20 protein-coding genes are annotated in these 19135 nt (G+C 73.8%); 15 read left to right on the top strand and 5 right to left on the bottom strand.

Annotation, left to right across the window (positions count from 1 at the left end):
- Positions 1 to 126 precede the first annotated feature (126 nt).
- Positions 127 to 978 carry a methyltransferase domain-containing protein gene (locus ACFV6D_RS34005; protein ID WP_380562639.1) on the bottom strand — a complete coding sequence of 284 codons (852 nt, stop codon included), beginning with the start codon at positions 976 to 978 and terminating at the stop codon, positions 127 to 129.
- Positions 979 to 1285: 307 nt separating this feature from the next.
- Between ACFV6D_RS34005 and ACFV6D_RS34010 the strand changes: the two genes are divergently transcribed.
- Together ACFV6D_RS34010 and ACFV6D_RS34015 are read left to right on the top strand one after the other, a co-directional pair.
- Complete coding sequence (locus ACFV6D_RS34010) at positions 1286 to 2068, top strand: methyltransferase domain-containing protein (RefSeq protein ID WP_380562641.1); 783 nt, start codon at positions 1286 to 1288, stop codon at positions 2066 to 2068.
- 53 nt (positions 2069 to 2121) lie between these two features.
- The gene (locus ACFV6D_RS34015) at positions 2122 to 2574 is read left to right on the top strand and encodes a hypothetical protein (RefSeq protein ID WP_380562643.1); all 453 of its coding nucleotides are present in this window, start codon (positions 2122 to 2124) and stop codon (positions 2572 to 2574) included.
- Positions 2575 to 2661: 87 nt separating this feature from the next.
- Here ACFV6D_RS34015 and ACFV6D_RS34020 read toward each other — a convergent pair whose 3' ends face one another.
- Both ACFV6D_RS34020 and ACFV6D_RS34025 read right to left on the bottom strand, forming a co-directional pair.
- Entirely contained in the window at positions 2662 to 3780 is a 1119-nt protein-coding gene (locus ACFV6D_RS34020) for a DUF6745 domain-containing protein (RefSeq protein WP_380562645.1), read from the bottom strand.
- A 199-nt stretch (positions 3781 to 3979) separates the two neighbouring features.
- Complete coding sequence (locus ACFV6D_RS34025; protein ID WP_063350717.1) at positions 3980 to 4306, bottom strand: hypothetical protein; 327 nt, start codon at positions 4304 to 4306, stop codon at positions 3980 to 3982.
- Between the two features lie 200 nt (positions 4307 to 4506).
- Between ACFV6D_RS34025 and ACFV6D_RS34030 the strand changes: the two genes are divergently transcribed.
- The 7 genes from ACFV6D_RS34030 to ACFV6D_RS34060 all read left to right on the top strand — a co-directional run bounded on the left by ACFV6D_RS34030 (position 4507) and on the right by ACFV6D_RS34060 (position 11497).
- Positions 4507 to 5463 (top strand): STM4015 family protein, encoded by a 957-nt coding sequence (locus ACFV6D_RS34030; protein WP_380562647.1) that lies wholly within the window; start codon positions 4507 to 4509, stop codon positions 5461 to 5463.
- Positions 5464 to 5540: 77 nt separating this feature from the next.
- Positions 5541 to 6482: an STM4015 family protein gene (locus ACFV6D_RS34035; RefSeq protein WP_380562649.1), complete on the top strand. Its 942-nt coding sequence runs from the start codon at positions 5541 to 5543 to the stop codon at positions 6480 to 6482.
- 15 nt (positions 6483 to 6497) lie between these two features.
- Positions 6498 to 7637, top strand: coding sequence for an STM4014 family protein (locus tag ACFV6D_RS34040; protein ID WP_380562651.1), 1140 nt, complete (start codon positions 6498 to 6500; stop codon positions 7635 to 7637).
- 47 nt (positions 7638 to 7684) lie between these two features.
- A complete protein-coding gene (locus ACFV6D_RS34045; protein ID WP_380562657.1) occupies positions 7685 to 8581 on the top strand; it encodes an STM4013/SEN3800 family hydrolase in 897 nt (298 codons plus the stop codon).
- Positions 8578 to 9909: an STM4012 family radical SAM protein gene (locus ACFV6D_RS34050; RefSeq protein WP_380562653.1), complete on the top strand. Its 1332-nt coding sequence runs from the start codon at positions 8578 to 8580 to the stop codon at positions 9907 to 9909. Before ACFV6D_RS34045 ends, ACFV6D_RS34050 begins: the two co-directional genes overlap by 4 nt.
- Complete coding sequence (locus ACFV6D_RS34055) at positions 9906 to 10877, top strand: STM4011 family radical SAM protein (protein ID WP_380562655.1); 972 nt, start codon at positions 9906 to 9908, stop codon at positions 10875 to 10877. The genes ACFV6D_RS34050 and ACFV6D_RS34055 overlap by 4 nt, the downstream gene beginning before the upstream one ends.
- 239 nt (positions 10878 to 11116) lie before the next feature.
- Positions 11117 to 11497 (top strand): VOC family protein, encoded by a 381-nt coding sequence (locus ACFV6D_RS34060; protein WP_063350712.1) that lies wholly within the window; start codon positions 11117 to 11119, stop codon positions 11495 to 11497.
- Between the two features lie 95 nt (positions 11498 to 11592).
- Here ACFV6D_RS34060 and ACFV6D_RS34065 read toward each other — a convergent pair whose 3' ends face one another.
- Positions 11593 to 13212, bottom strand: coding sequence for a YDG/SRA domain-containing protein (locus ACFV6D_RS34065; protein WP_380428342.1), 1620 nt, complete (start codon positions 13210 to 13212; stop codon positions 11593 to 11595).
- A 261-nt stretch (positions 13213 to 13473) separates the two neighbouring features.
- On the opposite strand from ACFV6D_RS34065, the gene ACFV6D_RS34070 reads away from it, so the two are divergent.
- Positions 13474 to 13803: a hypothetical protein gene (locus ACFV6D_RS34070; protein ID WP_380428344.1), complete on the top strand. Its 330-nt coding sequence runs from the start codon at positions 13474 to 13476 to the stop codon at positions 13801 to 13803.
- Positions 13804 to 13964: 161 nt separating this feature from the next.
- The gene (locus tag ACFV6D_RS34075; protein ID WP_380428346.1) at positions 13965 to 14855 is read left to right on the top strand and encodes a ribonuclease BN; all 891 of its coding nucleotides are present in this window, start codon (positions 13965 to 13967) and stop codon (positions 14853 to 14855) included.
- Positions 14856 to 14937: 82 nt separating this feature from the next.
- Here the strand turns inward: ACFV6D_RS34075 and ACFV6D_RS34080 are convergent, their stop codons facing one another.
- Positions 14938 to 15645: a rhomboid-like protein gene (locus ACFV6D_RS34080; protein WP_380428347.1), complete on the bottom strand. Its 708-nt coding sequence runs from the start codon at positions 15643 to 15645 to the stop codon at positions 14938 to 14940.
- On the opposite strand from ACFV6D_RS34080, the gene ACFV6D_RS34085 reads away from it, so the two are divergent.
- The 4 genes from ACFV6D_RS34085 (at position 15629) to argG (ending at position 18992) form a co-directional block, all read left to right on the top strand.
- Entirely contained in the window at positions 15629 to 15952 is a 324-nt protein-coding gene (locus tag ACFV6D_RS34085) for a hypothetical protein (RefSeq protein WP_380428349.1), read from the top strand. The genes ACFV6D_RS34080 and ACFV6D_RS34085 overlap by 17 nt on opposite strands.
- A 71-nt stretch (positions 15953 to 16023) precedes the next feature.
- A complete protein-coding gene (locus ACFV6D_RS34090; protein ID WP_380428351.1) occupies positions 16024 to 16713 on the top strand; it encodes a rhomboid-like protein in 690 nt (229 codons plus the stop codon).
- A gap of 86 nt (positions 16714 to 16799) precedes the next feature.
- Entirely contained in the window at positions 16800 to 17330 is a 531-nt protein-coding gene (locus ACFV6D_RS34095; protein WP_380343931.1) for a hypothetical protein, read from the top strand.
- 237 nt (positions 17331 to 17567) lie between these two features.
- Entirely contained in the window at positions 17568 to 18992 is a 1425-nt protein-coding gene (gene argG / locus ACFV6D_RS34100; protein WP_063350707.1) for an argininosuccinate synthase, read from the top strand.
- Positions 18993 to 19135: the final 143 nt, after the last annotated feature.

Here is a 19135-nt window from a genome sequence, read left to right on the forward strand (position 1 = left end):
GGGGGGGGGGGCGGGGCGGGGGGGGGGGGGGGGGGGGGCGGGGGGGCGGGGGCGGGCCCCGCCCCCCCCCGCGCCGGCCCCCCCCGCCCGCCCCCCGGCCCGCCCCCCCCCCGGGCCCGAGCCGTCCTACGGCTTGCGCGCCTCGATCAGGAAGCGCGCGGAGTGGGCGACGAACGGCCCCTCCGTCCGGATCAGGGCGTCCAGTTCACGCAGCCGGTCCCGGTAGGCCGCCACGGTGAAGCCCGGGACCATCCAGATCACCTTGCGCAGGAAGTACACCACCGCGCCGATGTCGAGGAACTCCATCCGGAGCCGCTCGGAGCGCAGGTCCACCACCTCCAGCCCGGCGTCGCGCGCGGCGGCGCTCTCGTCCTCCGGGCGGCGCGCCCGGCGTGCCTCGGGCTGCGGGCCGAGGAAGTACTCGACCAGTTCGAACCCGGACGCCGGCCCCACGTGCTGGGCGCAGTAGGCGCCGCCGGGCCGCAGCACCCGGGCGATCTCCGACCACCAGGCCTTCACCGGATGACGGCTGGTGACCAGGTCGAAGGCCCCGTCGCCGAACGGCAGCGGCGGCTCGTCCGGGTCCGCGACCACCACCACGCCCAGCGGGTGCAGCAGGCCGGTGGCGCGCGCGACGTTCGGCGGCCAGGACTCGGTGGCCGCCATGGTGGCCGGAAGCGCTCCGCGCTGCGCGGGGGCGGGCGTCCCGGGGGTGGGCTGCCCTGCAGTGGGCTGTCCTTCGGTGGGCTGTCCTGCGACGGGCTTCGCAGCGGCGAGCCGGGCCGCGCCGGCCATCACCTCGCCGCCGCCGGTCTGAATGTCCAAGGCTGCCGAGGCCCGACCCAGCCGCTCGGCCAGCAGCCGCTGGTAGCCCCAGGACGGCCGTTCCTCGGTGGCGCGGCCGGCGAGCCAGGAGAAGTCCCAGCCGTCCACGGACACCGCCTCGGCCTCGGCGATCAGCTCTTCGAAGGTGCGCATACCGGCATCATCCCGGTGGCCCGCCCGCCCGGCGAACCGTTTCACCCTCCGCTTCATCCCCTCGTGCCGCAGGGGCGGTTCCCCGGACCACGCGCAGACCGCCTGCCGTGATCAGCCCGGTCACCGGCTCCGAACCGCCGCCCCATCGTTCCCCGCCCTCGGAAAACCGCTGTCCGACCCCGGTACGGCTGGGCGAGGATGACGGCGTGACGAACGAGCAGGCGAGGGCCCCGCCTACCACCTCGCCCACGTCAACGCCCGTCGTGCCCACTCTTCACCCCTCTCGCCACCGTGGAGTCCCGACGCCATGACCTCCTCACCGCAGTCCCCCGTCGGCCGCTTCTACGACGAGTTCGCGGCCGGGTACCACCTCCTCTACCCCGACTGGGACGCCTCCGTCGCCCGCCAGGGCGCCAGCCTCGACGCCCTGATCCGCGCCGGCCTCGGCGATCGCCCGGTCGACGTCCTGGACTGCGCGTGCGGCATCGGCACCCAGGCCCTCGGCCTCGCCGCCCTCGGCCACCGCGTCACCGGCACCGACCTCAGCCCGGCGGCCGCCGCCCGGGCCGTCACCGAAGCCGCCCGACGGGGCCTCCGTCTCCCCACCGCGGCCGCCGACATGCGCGGGCTACCCTTCGCCGACGCCCGGTTCGACGTCGTCGTCTGCACCGACAACGCGCTCCCCCACCTACTCACCCCCGAGGAGGTCCGCACCGCCCTCACCGAGATGCGCCGCGTGCTGCGCCCCGGCGGCCTGCTCCTGCTCACCATCCGCCCCTACGACGACCTGCGCCGCTCCCGCCCCGCCTCCACCCCGCCCCAGACCACCGAACGCGACGGCCGACGGTCCGTCATCTTCCAGCTCTGGCACTGGCACGAGGACGGCGAGCGCTACGACCTGGAGCTCTTCCACCTCACCCCCGATGCCACCGGCCAATGGCAGACCGACATCCGTCGCTCCACCTACTGGGCCCTCACCCAGTCCCAGCTCACCGCCCTCGCCTCCGAGGCCGGCCTCACCACCTCCCACTGGCAACCACCCGCCCGAACGGGCTTCTTCCAACCCGTGCTCATCGCCCGCGCCCCCTGACCCTGGCCGACCCCGACGACTGCACGATCCACACCGGCCGGGACAATTCCAGGGTGCTATTGACATGGATCGCCGAAATAGCGGACGAACCGCTGGTACTGGAGCCGAGCGACCGGCGGGTCGAGTGGCGGACCAACACCTGGTACCTGAGTGCGGAGGATGAGGACAAGCAGTCCTTGTCCGTGACCGAGGTGGTCGCCGCCTTCGAACGAACCGCTCAGGCCATCCGGCACCGTATCCACGCGCTGGGCTTCGCCGGGCTGGCGACCTTCTACGTGTGGCACGACGAGCAGGTCGATCAACTCCGCTGCTCCACCGGATCGGTGGCCGTCGACGAACTGCCGTTCGGCGGCACCTACCTGCCCTCCGACGACCTCGTTCCGGTCGTCGAGGGCTTCCTGAGCGGCCGACAGCCAGCCGGGACCAACCCGTCGGACCAGACCGCGCCCAACGCCATGGCCCCCTTCCCCGTCTGGGTCCGCAACGTCGGACCGACCTCACGCTGACCTGTCCCGCACCCCGCCGAGGGGCAGCCCCGAGATCGGCTGGCCGAGATGCGCGGCTCAGCGGCCTGCGCCGGGGGTCCGGGCCGGTCAGGTCTCGCGCTGCGGGTGGTACTCGGACTCGGGTATGCCGAAGGTCCAGGCGACCCCGGCGCGGGCGGTGCGGGTGCTCGGCGGGACGCGCAGCCAGTAGGTGCGGAAGGTGCCGTCGGGCTCAGCGGTCGAGTTGACGACCTCGACCATGACCACCGGTTCGTCGTCGAGCAGGGTGATCCGCCAGAGCACCCCGGTCTCGTCGCGGTGGATGGGCTCGGCACCGGAGTCGGCCAGGTAGCGCTCGTAGCCGTAGTGCTCCAGCAGGACACGGCGCAGTTCGGCGTTCTCCTCGGTGCGGATCCGCTCGACGGTGACGTCGGCCAGCCCGGCCAGGAACTCGGCGGGCACGGGCATGCCGCGCCAGGCGTGCAGGGCGAAGCCGTCGGCGTACTCCAGGGCGGGGCCGTCCGCCCGGTCGAGCCGCCCGGCCTCGTCACGGTGCAGCGCGACGGGGCGCTCGCTGACCAGCGCGACGTCCTGGTACGGCCACCACCAGCCGGCCTCCCGGGCCACCCCGGCGAGCGGCGCGACGGCCTCGGCGCTGCCCCCGGCCGCGTCGGAGGCGGCCTCGAAGGCGGCGAACCAGGGAGCGTCGTGCTGGCCGCGCACGGCGTCGAGCAGGGCGAGCCGGACGGTGGTGCGCCGGGCGCGGGCGGCGGCGGCCGCGTCGTCCGAGGCCTCCTCGCGGTCGGCCTCGGGGGCGAGCCGGTCGAGGACCGCCGTGCGGATGCGGTCGGCGAGCGGGGTGGTGACCGGGCCGAGCTCGCCGCCGGTGAGTGCCCAGTGCGCCGCCCACCCGGCCGCGCCGACCTCCTCGACGGCCCGCCGCCGGGCCTGTTCCCAGGGCCCGGTGCGCACGGCCTCGCGTACGCTCACCGCGCCGGCGGCCCGCAGCTGCAGCGCCGCCTCGGCGGCGGCGAACGGCGAGCCGAACCAGCGGACGGCCGTGGGCTCGGGCAGCCCGGCCGCCCGGTAGGCGGCCCGGACCGCGTGCTCGGCCGCCGACCGGTCGGCCGGGCCGGTGGCCGCCGCGGCGGCCCGCCAGCGGGCCGTCACCTCGGCGGGCCCGGCCGTCACCGCGCCCGCCGGGCGGTCAGGGATCGTCGTCTCCATCGTCTGCTCCGTTCCCGGCCGGGCTCCCCGCCCGGCCGCCTGCTTCCGTTCCGTTCGGCACTGCGCGTTCCACGCTGCACGTTCCGCGTTGCACACCGCGCCCGCCCACCCGTCTACCGGCTGTCTGCCATCGCCCGGCACCCGGCCACCCGCCCGTCGGCCGGTCCGTCAGCCGTCGGCCCGTTCGTCGGGCCCTGCGTCAGTCCGCGACCACCCGCACTGCGCCCGGGGTGTACTCGCGCTGGCGCACCACCCGGTACCAGCTCTTCGGCAGCGGTATCGCCGCATGCTCCTCGTGCACCACCCGGCCGCCCTCGGGCAGGTGCAACCAGCCCGCGCCGAACGGACCGGCCTCCCGGCGCAGTTCCCCGGGACCGACCACGGCGTGCGCGTGGCCGGTGACCTCCCCGAGGGCCAGCACCATCCGGCCCCGGCCGTCCCGGGGCTGGACGGCCAGCGCGGCCACCCGGGGCGGCACGGCACCCTCCTCGACCGGCACGATCAGCACATCGCCCTGGCGGTACATCAGTCCTCCCTCGCCGTACGGCCGGACCCGACGACTGCCGGAATCCCGGGCTCCACCGCGCTGTTCGCGGTCACGTTCCGGAGCCACGACCAGAACGTAGAGCAAGGGTCTGACAACGCGCCCGGACGGCCACCCGGCCACCGGATTGTCGGACCCGGCTGGTAGACACGTGTTCGGCCCCGACCCCTGAGGAGCAGCGCATGACCGTCAACCACCACATCGAGCAGTTCCACGGTCTCCCGGTCTTCGACTTCGTCCAGGCCCTGGACGAGGCCGCCGACGGCGGCGACGCGGCAGCCGTGACCCTGCCGGAGCCGGCGTCGGCCGCCTGGCGGATCGGCCTGCATTACGAGTCCGAGGAGGCCTTCACCAAGCGCTGGCGGCAGTTCCTCGACACGGTCGACACCGAGCGCGTGACGGCCGTGGTGATCGGCCCGTGGTTCTCCGACGAGCCGGAGCAACTCGACGCCGCCCTGGCCGCGATCGTCGAGGCGGCGGACCGGCTGCCCGCGCTGCGGGGGCTCTTCGTCGGCGACGTCACCTACGAGGAGAGCGAGATCTCCTGGTTGGAGATGTGCGATGTCACCCCGCTGCTGACGGCCTACCCCGAACTGACCGAGCTGGTGGTGCGCGGCGGCAGCAACCTGGAGCTGACACCCGTGCGCCACGAGGCGCTGCGAGCGCTGCGCTTCGAGGCCGGCGGCCTGCCGGCCCCGGTGGTGCGGGCGGTGGCCGGCTGCGACTTCCCCGCCCTGGAGCGGCTCGAACTCTGGCTCGGCGTCGACAACTACGGCGGCGACGCCACGCTGGACGACCTCGCCCCCTTCCTGGACGGCACGCGCTTCCCCGCGGTGCGCCATCTGGGCCTGCAGAACAGCGAGTTCGAGGACGACATCGCGGCCGCCGTGGCGCACGCGCCCGTGGTGGCCCGGTTGGAGTCGCTCAGCCTCGCCATGGGCGTACTGACCGACCAGGGCGCCACCGCCCTGCTGGAGGGCCAGCCCCTCACCCACCTGCGCGCCCTCGACCTGCACCACCACTTCCTCACCGGGGAGGTGCAGCAGCGCCTCACCGAGGCCCTGCCGGGCGTCGAGATCGACCTCTCCGAGGCCGGAAAGCCCGACGCCCGGTGGCGCTACGTCGCCGTGGCCGAGTAACCGTCACCGACCGCGCGCCCGACGCCGCCGCACCACCACACCGACCAGCCCACCACGCCCATCCGTCTGGAGCCGACATGACCGTCTCCCTCCACCCCGACCGCTTCCACGACCTGCCGATCCGCGACTTCACCCCCGACGACGGCACCCTCACGCCGCCCGCCGCCGGCTCGGTCGCCTGGAGGCTCGCCCTGGACTACGACGCGAAGCACGACTTCGCGCAGCTCTGGCAGACCTTCCTCGACACCGTCGACCCTGGCGGAATCCGCGCCCTGGTGATCGGCCCCTGGTGGCACGGCGGCTACGTCCCCGTGGCCGCCACCGTCGCCGCCATCGCCGCGGACGCGGAGCGCCTGCCCGCCCTGGAGGCGCTCTTCCTCGGGGACGTGACCTACGACGAGTGCGAGATCTCCTGGATGGAGATGGGCGACGTCACCCCGCTGCTGACGGCCTTCCCCGGGCTGACCGAGCTGACCGTCCGCGGCGGCACGGACCTGAGCCTCCAGCCGGTGCGGCACGACCGGCTGACCGCGCTGCGCTTCGAGGCCGGCGGCCTGCCGGCCCGGGTGGTGCGGGCGGTGGCGGGTTCCGAGCTGCCGGCGCTGGAGCGCCTGACGCTCTGGCTCGGCGTGGACGAGTACGGCGGTGACGCCACGATCGACGACCTCGGGCCCTTCCTGGACGGCGCCCGCCTCCCGAGCCTGCGCCACCTCGGGCTGGCCAACAGCGAGTTCCAGGACGAGATCGCCTCGGCCGTCGCGCACGCGCCCGTGGTGGCCCGGCTGGAGTCGCTCGACCTGTCCATGGGCGTGCTCTCCGACGAGGGCGCCGCCGCCCTGCTGGAGGGCCAGCCACTCACCCACCTGCGCGCCCTCGACCTGCACCACCACTACCTCAGCGAGGAACTGCAGCAGCGCCTCACCGAGTCCCTGCCCGGGGTCGCGCTCGACCTCTCCGAGGCCGAGGACCCCGACGAGGACGAGGACGACGGGGACCGCTACGTCGCGGTCGCCGAGTAGGCGGGTGACGGCACGATGACACCGCAGCTGACCGTCCTCGGCAATCCCGGGCACCGACGGGTGACGCTGTTCGCCGCCGCCGCCCGGGCCGCCGGGCTGCCCGAGCCCGCCGTCCTGCCCTGGCTGGACGTGCTGCGCGGCGACTACCGGCTGCCCGAGGACGGCCTGCTGCGGATCGAGTCGCCCGGTGAGGAGGCCCTGGTCGACGAACTGCTGCGCGGCCCGGCGCTCGGCCCGTCCTACGCGCCGACCCGGGTCGAGGGCACGGCCGCCTGGTACGCGGGGGTGACGGCCGCGCTGCGCGAGCTGGCCGGACGCCCCGGCGTACGGCTGCTGGGCGATCCGGAGGAGATCGCCGTGATGTTCGACAAGCGGCGGGCGCACGCGCTCCTCGCCGCCGCCGGGGTGCCGGTACCCCGGGCGCTGGGCGGCGAGGTCACCGGCTGGGAGCAGTTGCGCGGGCGGCTGGCCGCGGCCGGCCTGCGCCGGGTCTTCGTCAAGCCCGCGCACGGCTCCTCCGCCTCCGGGGTGACGGCCCTGCAGTTCGGGCCGCGCGGGCAGGTCCTGGCCACCACGTCGGTCGAGCTGGCCGACGGGCTGCTGCACAACTCGCTGCGGGTCCGCCACTACCGCGGCGAGCGGGAGGTGGCCGAGATCATCGACCGGCTGGCACCGGACGGGCTGCACGTCGAACAGTGGATCCCGAAAGCCGCGCAGTCCGGCCGCTCGGCGGACCTGCGCGTGGTGGTGGTCGCCGGCCGGGCCACCCACGCGGTGGTGCGCACGAGCGCGCAGCCGATGACCAACCTGCACCTCGGCGGCGCCCGTGGCAGCCTCGACCTGGCCCGGGAGGCCGCCGGGCCCGCATGGCCGGCCCTGCTGGAGACGGCCGAGCGCGCGGCGGCCTGCTTCCCCGGCTCGTTGATGGTCGGGGTCGACGTCCTACCCACGGCCGGCTGGCGGCGCGCCCTGGTCGGCGAGGTCAACGCCTTCGGCGACCTGCTCCCCAACCTCACCGGCCTGCCCGGCGGCCCCGCCGAGGGCCTCGACACCTACGGCGCCCAGATCGCCGCCCTCACCGGGGCCACCGGCCGCACCACCGGTAGGCCCCTCCCCACCCCGACGGACCACCAGATCACGGAACCCTCCCGATGAACCACCAGGCCTCCCCCCACACCCAGGCTCCCGCTCCGGCCCCCGACATGAACGCGGTCGTCGGCACGCACGACCTGCTGCTCGTCACACTCGACACGCTCCGCTTCGACGTCGCCGAGGAGCTGGCCGCCGCCGGCCGGATCCCGCACCTCGCCGCCTTCCTCCCCGGCGGCCGCTGGGAGCGCCGGCACGCGCCCGGCAGCTTCACCTACGCCTCCCACCAGGCGATCCTGGCCGGTTTCCTGCCCACCCCGGCCTCCCCCGGCGGTCCCCACCCGCGCCTGTTCGCGGCCCGCTTCGCCGGCTCCGAGAGCACCGCCCCGCGCACCTGGGTGTTCGACGCACCGGATCTGCCGACCGCCCTCGCCGCCGCCGGGTACCGGACGGTCTGCATCGGCGGCGTGGGCTTCTTCAACAAGCAGGGCCCGCTCGGCTCGGTGCTGCCCGGCCTATTCCAGGAGAGCCACTGGGAGCCCGGGATGGGCGTGCCGTCCCCGACGTCCTTCGAGGAGCAGGTCGCCCGGGCGGAGCGGGTCGCCGCCGAACAGCCCGCCGGGCAACCGCTGTTCCTGTTCCTGAACGTCTCGGCACTGCACCAGCCCAACTGGTTCCACCTGCCCGGCGCCACCCGTGAGCACGGCGACTCCCGGGACAGCCACGCCGCCGCCCTGGAGTACGTGGACGCCCACATCGGCCGGCTCTTCGCGGCGATGAGCGCCCGCCGCCCCTGCTTCGCGATCGTCTGTTCCGACCACGGCACGGCGTACGGCGAGGACGGCTACACCGGTCACCGGATCGGCCACGAGGTGGTCTGGACCGTCCCGTACGCCCACTTCACCATCCCCGCAGCCGTCCCCCATGCCGCCCCCGCAGCCCGCCCTGCCGCCGCTGCCGTCCCCGCCACCGTCACAGCCATCGCCGCCACCACCGAGGAGCGCGCATGACCACCGCACCCCCGCGCCCCGACTCGCCCTACCAGTCCTACGTCTACGCCTACCCGCACAAGACCGCCTACCGCCCGCTGCCGGAGCGCCCGGGGCTGCGCGAGCTGTGGGCCGGCGAGGCACAGGACGCGCTCTCGCTCTACCTGCACATCCCGTTCTGCGAGGTCCGCTGCGGCTTCTGCAACCTGTTCACCAGGATCGGCAGCCCCGAGGGCCTGACCACCGCGTACCTGGACGCCCTGGAGCGCCAGGCGGTGGCCGTCCGCACCGCGCTGGACGAGGGCGCGCGCTTCGCGCTGGCCGCCTTCGGCGGCGGCACGCCCACCTATCTGACGGCCGGCGAGCTGGAGCGGCTGTGCGACATCGCCGAGCGGCGGATGGGCGCCGACCTGCGGGCGATACCGCTCTCGGTGGAGGCCTCCCCCGCCACCGCGACCGCCGACCGGCTGGAGGTCCTGGCCGCCCGGGGCACCACCCGGCTGAGCCTGGGCGTGCAGTCCTTCGTCGACGCCGAGGCCCGCTCCGCCGTGCGCCCGCAGAAGCGGGCCGAGGTGGAGGGCGCCCTCGACCGGATCCGTGCTGCCGGGTTCCCGGTGCTCAACATCGACCTCATCTACGGCATCGACGGCCAGTCCGAGGCCAGTTGGCTGCACTCGCTGGACGCCGCGCTCGCCTGGCAGCCCGAGGAGCTGTACCTCTACCCGCTCTACGTGCGCCCGCTCACCGGTCTGGCCCGGCGCGGCGAGCAGGAGAGCCAGTCCGCCTGGGACACCCGCCGGCTCGCGCTCTACCGCACCGGCCGCGACCACCTGCTGGCCCACGGCTACCAGCAGGTGTCGATGCGGATGTTCCGCCGCGCCGCTTCCCCGCAGGCCGGGGCGAGCGAGTACGCCTGCCAGACGGACGGCATGGTCGGCCTGGGCTGCGGCGCCCGCTCCTACACCTCGCGGCTGCACTACTCCTTCGACTACGCGGTGAACGCCACCGAGGTGCGCGGAATCATCGACGGCTTCGTCGCCACCGAGGACTTCCACCACGCCGAGGTGGGGCACCGGATGCGCGGCTGGGAACCGCGCCGGCGGCACCTGGTGCAGTCGCTGCTCCAGGCCGAGGGCATGCCACTGGCCGACTACCGGGCCCGCTTCGGCAGCACACCGGCCGCCGACTTCCCGGCGGAGCTGGCCGAGTTCACCGCGCGCGGCTGGCTCGCCGATGACCAGGACCGCCTGGTCCTCAGCCCGGAGGGCCTGGCGCACTCGGACGCGGCCGGGCCGATGCTGTTCTCGCCCGAGGTCCGGTCCCTGATGACGGCGTACGAGGCGAAATGACCTTCCTCGGCCTGCCGTCCACCACCCCGCCCACACCGCGCACACCGACCGCGCCAACCACAGAGACCGGCGCGACCGCCGCGACCGCCGCGACTGACCGTGGGCGCGACCTCACCCTGCTCTACCGTGGCCCGCTCGCCTCCTGCGACTACGACTGCCCCTACTGCCCGTTCGCCAAGCGCCGCGACACACCCGAGCAACTGCGCGCCGACCGCGCGGCCTTGGAGCGGTTCACCGGCTGGGCGGCCGGCCGGGCGGGCAGCGGTGACACCCTCGCCCTGCTGTTCACGCCCTGGGGCGAGGGCTTGGTGCGATCGTGGTACCGGCGGGCGCTGGTCCAGCTGAGCCGGCTCCCGCACGTACGCCGGGTGGCGATCCAGACCAACCTCAGCTGCCGGACCGACTGGCTCGCCGAGGCCGATCCCGACACCCTCGCGCTCTGGGTGACGTACCACCCCGGCCAGGTCACCCGGGAGCGTTTCCTCGCCAAGTGCCGGGAGCTGGACGCCCTGGGCGTGCGCTACAGCGTCGGCGTGGTCGGGCAGCCCGAGCACCTGACCGAGGCCCGCCGGCTACGCGCCGAGCTCGCCGCAGGCGTCTACCTCTGGGTCAACGCCGCCGAGGGCCGCACCTATACCGACGCCGAGGCCGCGGACTGGGCGGCCGTCGACCCGCACTTCGGCTACAGCCGCCACGCCCACCCCAGCGCCGACCGCCCCTGCCGCACCGGCGAGTCCGTGCTCTCCGTGGACGGCGACGGCACCGTCCGCCGCTGCCACTTCGTCCGGGACGTCCTCGGCAACCTGTACGACGGCTCCTACCGCACCCAACTGCGGGCGCGCGGCTGCCCGTTGCCGGTCTGCGACTGCCACATCGGCTACGTCCACCTGGAGACCCTGCCGCTGTACGAGCTGTTCGGCGCCGGCGTGCTGGAGCGGGTGCCGCACGCCTGGCCGCAGCGCGGCTGAGGCCGGGCGGCGGGACGCGACAACCCGATTGCCGGACGGGGCCGCCACCCGTGAAGGCACACGAACGACCGTGCCGGACCCTCCGCGTCCCGCTCGTCCCGCTCGTCCCGCTCGACCGCACCTCTCCGAGCGCGGCAACACCCGGCAATCTCCCGCACACGCCCCGCCGCCACCCACCGCCCCTGTGGGCGCCCGCCCGCCGACGTCCCTAGCCTGGAAGCAGGAGGAGGCGAAGCACCATGCTTGGAGACGCACCACTGCAGGCCGTCATCCCCGCCGCCGACCTCGCCCGCGCGAGGAGTTTCTACACCGACACCCTCGGCCTCAAGCTCGCCGAGGAGACCGACGAGGAACTGGTCTGCGACTGCGGCGGCACCCAGTTCACGATCTACCACACCCCCAGCGGCGGACAGGCCGCCCACACCCTTGCCAGCTTCAAGGTCGCCGACCTCGACGGCGCGATGTCCGCCCTGCGTGAGCGCGGCATCACGTTCGAGGAGTACGACTTCCCCGGGCTGAAGACCGTCAACGGCATCGCCGAACGCGACAACCTGCGCGCCGCCTGGTTCAAGGACAGCGAGGGCAACATCCTCTGCCTGGCCCAGTCCGTCAGCCAGTAGCACGATCCCCCCGGCCCCGCCCTCGGCTCAACCCGCTGCCCCACCCGTTCACCACGAGCAGACGGGGCAGCGGCCCAGACGACGGGACGGGAGGCTCAGCGCATGCCCTCGTGCCGGGGAACCCCGTGCCGCAGCCGGTGCTCCGCGAGGCGCTTCCGGTCGACGACGTGATCCGGTGTCTCCCGCAGCCGGCCCAGCACGGAGCTGTCGTCGCGGCTCACCACCGTGAGGTCGTCATTGACGATCAGCATGCCGAAGTCGAACAGCACGTGGTGGTTGGCACACAGGCAGAGAACGTTGTCGACGGTGTCCGATCCGTTGTGCGGGCTCCCCAGGGGCGTGATGTGTGCGGCCTCGGCGTAGGCGCCGCCCGGGACCGCCATGCGGACGCCGCACACCTGACAGGTGTAGTCGTGCGCACGTTTCACGTGGGTGGCGATCGCGGTGTTCCGGACGACGCGCTCGACCGATGTCGCGGATCGGACGGGCCCCGCCTCCCGACCGTCCTCATCCGTCGGAGCCGTCACCCGATCCGCCACCCGATCGGTCACCGGAGCCGCTACCGGAGCCGTCACCCGATCCGATACCCGGTCCGACACCCGGGCGACTGCCGCGGCCTGTTCGGCCGGGGGAAGGGCTACCAGGCGGAACCGCCACACGAGGAAGCCGCCGGAGGAGGTCTCGGACCAGAGGTCCTCAACCCGGAAGAGCCCGTCGTAGCGGTAGAAGGAGCGGGTCGCGGTGGTGACTCCCCGGACCACGCGAACCGGGGCCCCGGTCGCCGCGCTCGTCGCCAGGGCCGCGTTGCCGCGCGTCAGCTGCTGGTTCCGGGCCGGCTGCCCCGTCTGCGGGCTCCGCCCGCCCTCCCCGGTGTAGAGGATCACATCACCGAGATCCTCGTCGTCCTGGTACCCACCGGAGACCACGATCGATTCCGCGCCGAGTTCTCGCAGACCGCAGATACCGGCCTGGAGCGGCCGGTGCACGCCGGCGAGCGAGAGCGTCCGCCGGTTGTCGAACTCCTGGCCCAGTCGTACGCCCGGCACCGGCCCGATGCCGTCGGGGAACGGGCCGAACTCGACGGGCGCCTGCCCTTCCGGGAGGGCCGTGGCCAGTTCCCTGACCCTCGCCCGCTCCTCCTGCCGCGCCGTCTGGGCGCGGAAGAGCACTTCCCCGATGAGGGTGTCCCGGGTGGCCGCCAGCCAGGCGCTGTCATCGGCGCGCAGCGCGGACAGCCCGTCGAAGAGTTCGCGAAGCCGCGACTCCGTCGGAATGGTCCGTCCGTCCAGGTAGGAGTCGAGGGTTCGCGCGCTCAGGTCGCAGTGGCGCGCCACCCGTTCGGTCGACGGGTCGCCGACCTTGTTCCACAGTCCGCGCAGCGCGCGGGTGAAGTCCTCCTCCTCGGGTGTGCGGCCCGCCGTCGCCGCGCCCTGCCGCCGGGCCGCCTCCGCGAGGCCTTCCTCGGCGGCACGTCGCCGGTCGTGCCACTGCCGCCGTTCGAGCTCACTGCCGCTGCCCCACGCCTCGACCATGGCGTCCAGGTTCTTGGCGCTCGGCAGGCGGGATCCGTTCAGGGCGGCGTAGACCGCCGTCCGCGAGGCGCCTAGCGCGACGACCGTCTCGACCGTGCCCCGGGACCGTTCCTTGAGTTCGCGGAGCTCGCGGGCGAAGGAGACCAGCGGGCCCGTTCCACTCAGCGGGAGCCTGCGCGCCATATCCCCACCGTGAGATTCCTCACAGTTCCTCTCCCATTTCCTGTGATGCGGGTCACATCGTCGACGTCGGTACGCCTCTGACCTGGACCAACATCAACTTTCTCAAGTCCCGCGATGTTTTCTGCGGTTTTTCGGCCTTCCGCAGCTCTGTCATCGTATCCACTGTCGGTACGAGCCGTACGCCCCACAACGGAGCGACGGCTCCCTGCGTCAACAGGAAGCCGTCATCACTCGTAGCCCCATCAACACCCGGAGAACTACATGCACGAGGGTACGGGGATTCCCGCGTCGGGCGGAAGCGCCCAGGCCACGGGCACCGCACCGCCCGCACCGGGCCCCCGCTGGCTCGCTCCGGCCGGAGTCGCCGCGACCGGCGCCGGCCCGGTCGCGGCCGGGTTCCAGAGCAACAACACCATCGCGATCATCTCGGCGGCCCCGAGCCTCGTCGTGGTGCTGCTGTTCTTCTTCGGGGTCGTCTGCCCGGCGGTCTGGTCGCGCAAGGCCCAGCGCAAGAAGGCGGCCCTCAACGTGCTCAACACCCTCATCGGACGGAACCCCACGAGCCTCACGGGCCCGCCGCCCCGACGGTAGACCCACGACCACACCACACCACACCCGCTACCCGGCCCCGACCCCCACCCCAGACGCCCGACGCCGCCCACCCGCCTGCGGACGGACACCTCCGGTGGCGGGGCGGGCCGGGCTGGCCTTGACTGGGGCGGATCGTTGCCCCGCTGCGGGAGGACCGAGAGATGAGGTCGGTGAGGGAGGCCGCTGGCCGTTGGGGGGAGCGGCTGGCCCGGGGGCGCGGGCGGTGGGAGCGAGCGCGGTCCAAGGCCGAGCGGCGCTTCCCCGTGATCACCGAGCTGACGGCCCGGCTGCTCTCCCCCGGACTGCTGGACGCCGCCACCCGGATGGCCTCCCAAATCTTCCTGACCTCCGTACCACTGCTGTTCGCGGTGGCCGCGTTCGCCCCGACCGGCGTGCGGGACCAGATGGTCGCCTCGCTCCGCTCGCTCTTCGGCATCTCCGGCGCCACGGATCAGCAGTTGCACCAGTCGCTGTACGGCACCGGGGACCTGCGGCAGACCACCGGGTTCATCGGCGTGCTGATGGCACTGCTGTCGGCGACCAGTTGCAGCCGCGCGGTGGCCCGGGTCTGCGAGCACGCCTGGCGGCTACCGAAGGCCGGGACCAAGGTGGCGGCCTGGCGGTGGCTACTGTGGATCGTGACCTGGCTGGCGGTGCTGCTGTTCCAGGGCCCGCTGCGGGACGGCTTCGGCGCCGGCTTCTGGCTGGGCCTGCCGCTGACCTTCACCGCCTCGTTCGTCGTCTGGTGGTGGACCGCCCACCTGCTGTTGAGCGCCCGGGTCGGCTGGCTGCCGCTGCTGCCCGGCGCGCTGCTGACAGCCGCCGCGGCCACCGCACTCTCGCTGACCGCCCGGATCTACATGCCGGACGCGCTGAACCGCGCGCTGGCCCAGTATGGTTCGCTGGGCCTGGTGCTGATGGGGCTGTCCTGGCTGATCGTGCTCTGCGCCGCCATCACCTTCTCCGTCACGGCCGGGGCGGTGCTGGCCCAGGGACCGCCGCTGAACGCCTACCTGGGCACGCCCGCCCCGGGCCCCCCGCGCACCGGCTGATCCGTCGACGCCACCACCACCACGACGCAGCCACCAACCACCGCCGCCACCGCCACCATCACCGCTGCCATCGCCACCACCGTCAACGCCGGCGCAGCCGCCCTCGGACGAGCCGGCCCGTGGCGACCGGGTCCCAGGAGCCCGGGCGGTCCCGGGTCAGCGGGTAGCAGGCCAGGCCGATCAGCACGGCGCTGAAGTGGCCGATGCTGGTGTAGTCCCGGCTCTGCGCGACACCCAGGCCGTAGAAGACCAGCACACCGGCCACGTACAGGTACCGCCAGGGCCGCACGATCAGATAGGTGAGCACCGCGACCACCCCGGCGAGCGCGTAGCTGACGCCGTAGTCGAGGGTGTAGACGGCCCTCGGCGGGGCGATGCCGCGGTGGATCGCCCACCCGAGCAGGCCCTCGCTGAGGTAGGTCGCGCCGACGTGCGCGATCATCGCCACCGAGATCCAGCGCAGGGTGCCGAGCCAGCGTTCGGCGGGCACGTGGAAGAGGTTGTAGAGCAGGAAGTAGCTCAGCCACCCGCCGCCCGCGATCCACAGCGCGCTGGTGATCAGCACGCGCATCGGTGAGACCTGGAGGTGGTGCAGGTTGGTCGAGCGCCGTTCCAGGATCCGGTCGGCGGTCGCGGTGTCGACGTGGCGGATCACCTGCGTGGTGGCGAGCAGGATCACCAGCCACACGTAGGTGCCCGGGGCCCGGCGGACGTAGCTCCAGACCGCGTGCGCGAGGCGTGCCCACCAGGGGCGCCGGTGTCCGGGCGCGTTGGTGGTGCCACCGGTCATCGGCGCCTCCTCGACGGTTCCCTTCACCCTCACCCGGGGCGCCTCCGGGCGCGTCGACGCGGTGCGCCCTTCGGGTGACCGGGTCTCGCGGACGGTCTCCCGCGTCCCCCACGCCCTGGGCCCGGCGCCGGCCTCCGTGGTGGTCCGCGCGCTGAACGCCGACCCGGCCGGGCGCCCGGCGGACGGCGCGGCGCTGCTGGAGCTGCTGGAGCTGCTGACGGCCGCTCCGGTCCCGGGCAGCCCGGCGCCGAACGCGAGTTCGGTCGGCGAGGAGATCACCCGGGGCTGGCGTACGCTGGCGCTCTGACCGCCCGGAACGGGCCGCCGGGGGCCGCCGGGCGGCACCACCGGGACCGCACAGCGAGGGCGACGGGCACGATGAGCGAGCGCGGCACGACGACCGCACCTGCAGGTCTCGACGCCGGCCCCGGCGCGCGGCACCCGGCGCTGCGCGTGGCGGACCGGCTGCGGCTGACCACGGTGTACGTGCTGCTGCTGACCGCGACGGCCTGCTGGCTGGCCGGCCAGAGCCACGGCGCCCGGGCCCGGTTCGTCCGGCACAACAGCAGCAACGTCCACCACATGGAGGTCGGCAAGTGGTGGACGATGTTCACCAGCGGGCTGGTGGTCGACGGGGTGCCCGCCTGGGCGGGCATCGCGGCGGTGGCCGTGGTGCTGGGTCTGGCCGAGTGGCGCTGGGGCCCGGCCCGGGCCGGCGCGGTCTTCGTCTTCGGGCACCTGGGCGCCACTCTGCTCACCGAGGGCGCCATGTGGGTGATGCTCACCGCCCGGATCCCGGGGGCGCTGTCCCGGGCTCGTGACGTCGGGATCAGCTACGGGCTGGTCGGCACCGCCGGCTGCCTGCTGGCCCTGGGCCCGGCTCCGCTGCGCCGGTTCGGGCTGCCCGCGCTCGGGCTGGGGCTGGCCGTGACCTGGGCGCTGGACCAGCAACTGGCCGACGCCGGGCACCTGGTGGCGCTCGGCCTCGGCGCGCTGGCCGCCCGGACGCCCTGGCTGCGCGGCCGGGCGCGGGCCCGGGCCCGGGTGCCGGTCTCCGCCACGCGCTGACGGCCCTCCGCCGTTCCTCCGGCGTTCCTCCCGACGTTCCTCCCTGGGGTCTTGCGATCACCCCCACCCCGAGTAATGCTGATTACATGATTACAACCTCGCCCGAAGAGCTCCGGGGGTGGTTCACCGGCCGCCTCCCCGCCGACCTGTTCACCGATCTCGTCGAGATCACCGCGGACCGCGAAGAGATCACCGTCGTCGGCCGCATCACCGAACCCGTCCTCGACCAAGCAGCATCGGACGCCGAGCGCGAAGCGGCGTTCGAGGGCCGGATCGCCGAGTTCCGCGACCGGACCAGGGACGCCCGGATCGCCGTCGCCCGGGAGGCCGAGCGCCGTTACGGCCGCAAGGTCTCCTGGGGCGCCGAGTGCGGCGACCTGAGGGGCATGTTCACCACCGTCTCCGCCCCCGTCATGACCCGGCTGCGCCAGCCCGAACGGCAGGTGCTCGACACCCTGGTGGAGGCGGGCGTCGCCCGCAGCCGCAGCGAGGCGCTCGCCTGGTGTGTCCGCCTGGTGCAGCGCCACTCCGACACCTGGCTCACCGAACTGCGCGAGTCGCTGGAGAACGTCCGCCGCCTGCGCGCCCAGGGGCCGGACGCCGACAGCGCCTCCTGACCCCCGCCCCGACATCCGACCTCCCAACGCGCCTGGGAGAAAGCCGGGTTGAGGTACGGCGACCACCGATCGGCCACGGCTGGGGGCGGCAACAGGAGCGGCCGCCCCTCGCCGAGCCGATCGTATGCTCTTGCGGTACTCTGCAAACCTATGCCAGAGTGCGGGCATCGGATACGCCGAATCCCCTCACACGTCGCTAAGTCAGGAGCCCGCGCCTCGCGGGTCAAGGGTGCATGCATGTCGAAGGTCTTGAGCAAGCTGCCGGTCGGTGAACGGATCGGCATCGCATTCTCCGGTGGATTGGACACCTCCGTCGCCGTCGCGTGGATGCGCGAGCACGGCGCCGTCCCCTACGCCTACACGGCCGACATCGGCCAGTACGACGAGCCGAACCTCGCCGACGTCCCGGCCCGCGGCCGCGCCTACGGCGCCGAGCAGGCCCGGCTGGTCGACTGCCGGGCGGCGCTGGTCGAGGAGGGCCTGGCCGCCCTCGCCTGCGGCGCCTTCCACATCCGCTCCGCCGGGCAGACGTACTTCAACACCACCCCGCTCGGCCGCGCCGTGACCGGCACCCTGCTGGTCCGCGCGATGCGCGAGGACGAGGTCTCCATCTGGGGCGACGGCTCCACCTACAAGGGCAACGACATCGAGCGGTTCTACCGCTACGGTCTGCTCGCCAACCCCAGCCTGCGGATCTACAAGCCGTGGCTGGACCAGCGGTTCGTCACCGAGCTCGGCGGCCGCAAGGAGATGTCCGCCTGGCTCTCCGAGCGCGACCTGCCGTACCGCGACTCCGCCGAGAAGGCCTACTCCACCGACGCCAACATCTGGGGCGCCACCCACGAGGCCAAGCGGCTGGAGTACCTGGACACCTCGATGGAGATCGTCAGCCCGATCATGGGCGTGGCCTTCTGGGACCCGGCGGTCGAGATCCAGACCGAGGACGTGACGATCGAGTTCGAGTTCGGCCGTCCGGTCCGCATCAACGGCCGGGCGTTCGCCGACGCCGTCGAGCTGGTGCACGAGGCCAACCGGATCGGCGGGCGCCACGGCCTGGGCATGTCGGACCAGATCGAGAACCGCATCATCGAGGCCAAGAGCCGCGGCATCTACGAGGCCCCCGGCATGGCGCTGCTGCACACCGCCTACGAGCGGCTGCTCAACGCGATCCACAACGAGGACACCGTCGCCACCTACCACACGCAGGGCCGCCGGCTCGGGCGGCTGCTGTACGAGGGCCGCTGGTTCGACCCGCAGTCGCTGATGCTCCGCGACAGCCTGCAGCGCTGGGTCGGCCAGCCGGTCACCGGCAGCGTCACGCTGCGACTGCGCCGCGGCCAGGACTACTCGGTGCTCGACACCCAGGGCCCGAACCTCAGCTACCACCCCGAGAAGCTGTCCATGGAGCGCAGCGTCGACGCCGCGTTCGTCCCGGACGACCGCATCGGCCAGCTGACCATGCGCAACCTCGACATCGCCGACTCGCGCAGCAAGCTGGAGCAGTACGCGGTGCACGGCCAGCTGGCGCCGTGGAGCGGCCTGATCGGCGAGCTGGCGCCCGGCGGGGCGGCGCCGATCGCCGCCGCCGGCCCCGACGCCGAGGCGCTGGCGGCCAAGTCCACCGCGCTCGACAGCGCCGCGATCGAGTCGGGCAACGACTGATCCGCTGCCGTGACCACGTCCGAGGGCCGCCGCACCACACCGGTGCGGCGGCCCGCGGGGGGTGCGGGGGGACGTCGGGCGGTGCGCGGCGGTTCCCCCGGGCCACACCCGCCCAGCGGGTCCGGGCGGGGCCGGGGGCGCCG

It is taken from the genome of Kitasatospora sp. NPDC059812, assembly GCF_042732075.1.
In the GTDB taxonomy this organism is placed as follows: domain Bacteria; phylum Actinomycetota; class Actinomycetes; order Streptomycetales; family Streptomycetaceae; genus Kitasatospora.

Excerpts from the sequence above, each read along its gene's own strand:
- ACFV6D_RS34005 (WP_380562639.1), bottom strand. The coding sequence starts at position 978 with ATGCGCACCTTCGAAGAGCTGATCGCCGAGGCCGAGGCGGTGTCCGTG.
- ACFV6D_RS34050 (WP_380562653.1), top strand. The coding sequence starts at position 8,578 with ATGACCACCGCACCCCCGCGCCCCGACTCGCCCTACCAGTCCTACGTC.
- ACFV6D_RS34055 (WP_380562655.1), top strand. The coding sequence starts at position 9,906 with ATGACCTTCCTCGGCCTGCCGTCCACCACCCCGCCCACACCGCGCACA.
- ACFV6D_RS34065 (WP_380428342.1), bottom strand. The coding sequence starts at position 13,212 with ATGGCGCGCAGGCTCCCGCTGAGTGGAACGGGCCCGCTGGTCTCCTTC.
- ACFV6D_RS34040 (WP_380562651.1), top strand. The coding sequence starts at position 6,498 with ATGACACCGCAGCTGACCGTCCTCGGCAATCCCGGGCACCGACGGGTG.
- ACFV6D_RS34075 (WP_380428346.1), top strand. The coding sequence starts at position 13,965 with ATGAGGTCGGTGAGGGAGGCCGCTGGCCGTTGGGGGGAGCGGCTGGCC.
- ACFV6D_RS34020 (WP_380562645.1), bottom strand. The coding sequence starts at position 3,780 with ATGGAGACGACGATCCCTGACCGCCCGGCGGGCGCGGTGACGGCCGGG.
- ACFV6D_RS34010 (WP_380562641.1), top strand. The coding sequence starts at position 1,286 with ATGACCTCCTCACCGCAGTCCCCCGTCGGCCGCTTCTACGACGAGTTC.
- ACFV6D_RS34080 (WP_380428347.1), bottom strand. The coding sequence starts at position 15,645 with ATGACCGGTGGCACCACCAACGCGCCCGGACACCGGCGCCCCTGGTGG.
- argG (WP_063350707.1), top strand. The coding sequence starts at position 17,568 with ATGTCGAAGGTCTTGAGCAAGCTGCCGGTCGGTGAACGGATCGGCATC.
- ACFV6D_RS34090 (WP_380428351.1), top strand. The coding sequence starts at position 16,024 with ATGAGCGAGCGCGGCACGACGACCGCACCTGCAGGTCTCGACGCCGGC.
- ACFV6D_RS34060 (WP_063350712.1), top strand. The coding sequence starts at position 11,117 with ATGCTTGGAGACGCACCACTGCAGGCCGTCATCCCCGCCGCCGACCTC.
- ACFV6D_RS34025 (WP_063350717.1), bottom strand. The coding sequence starts at position 4,306 with ATGTACCGCCAGGGCGATGTGCTGATCGTGCCGGTCGAGGAGGGTGCC.
- ACFV6D_RS34035 (WP_380562649.1), top strand. The coding sequence starts at position 5,541 with ATGACCGTCTCCCTCCACCCCGACCGCTTCCACGACCTGCCGATCCGC.
- ACFV6D_RS34070 (WP_380428344.1), top strand. The coding sequence starts at position 13,474 with ATGCACGAGGGTACGGGGATTCCCGCGTCGGGCGGAAGCGCCCAGGCC.
- ACFV6D_RS34095 (WP_380343931.1), top strand. The coding sequence starts at position 16,800 with ATGATTACAACCTCGCCCGAAGAGCTCCGGGGGTGGTTCACCGGCCGC.
- ACFV6D_RS34045 (WP_380562657.1), top strand. The coding sequence starts at position 7,685 with ATGAACGCGGTCGTCGGCACGCACGACCTGCTGCTCGTCACACTCGAC.
- ACFV6D_RS34030 (WP_380562647.1), top strand. The coding sequence starts at position 4,507 with ATGACCGTCAACCACCACATCGAGCAGTTCCACGGTCTCCCGGTCTTC.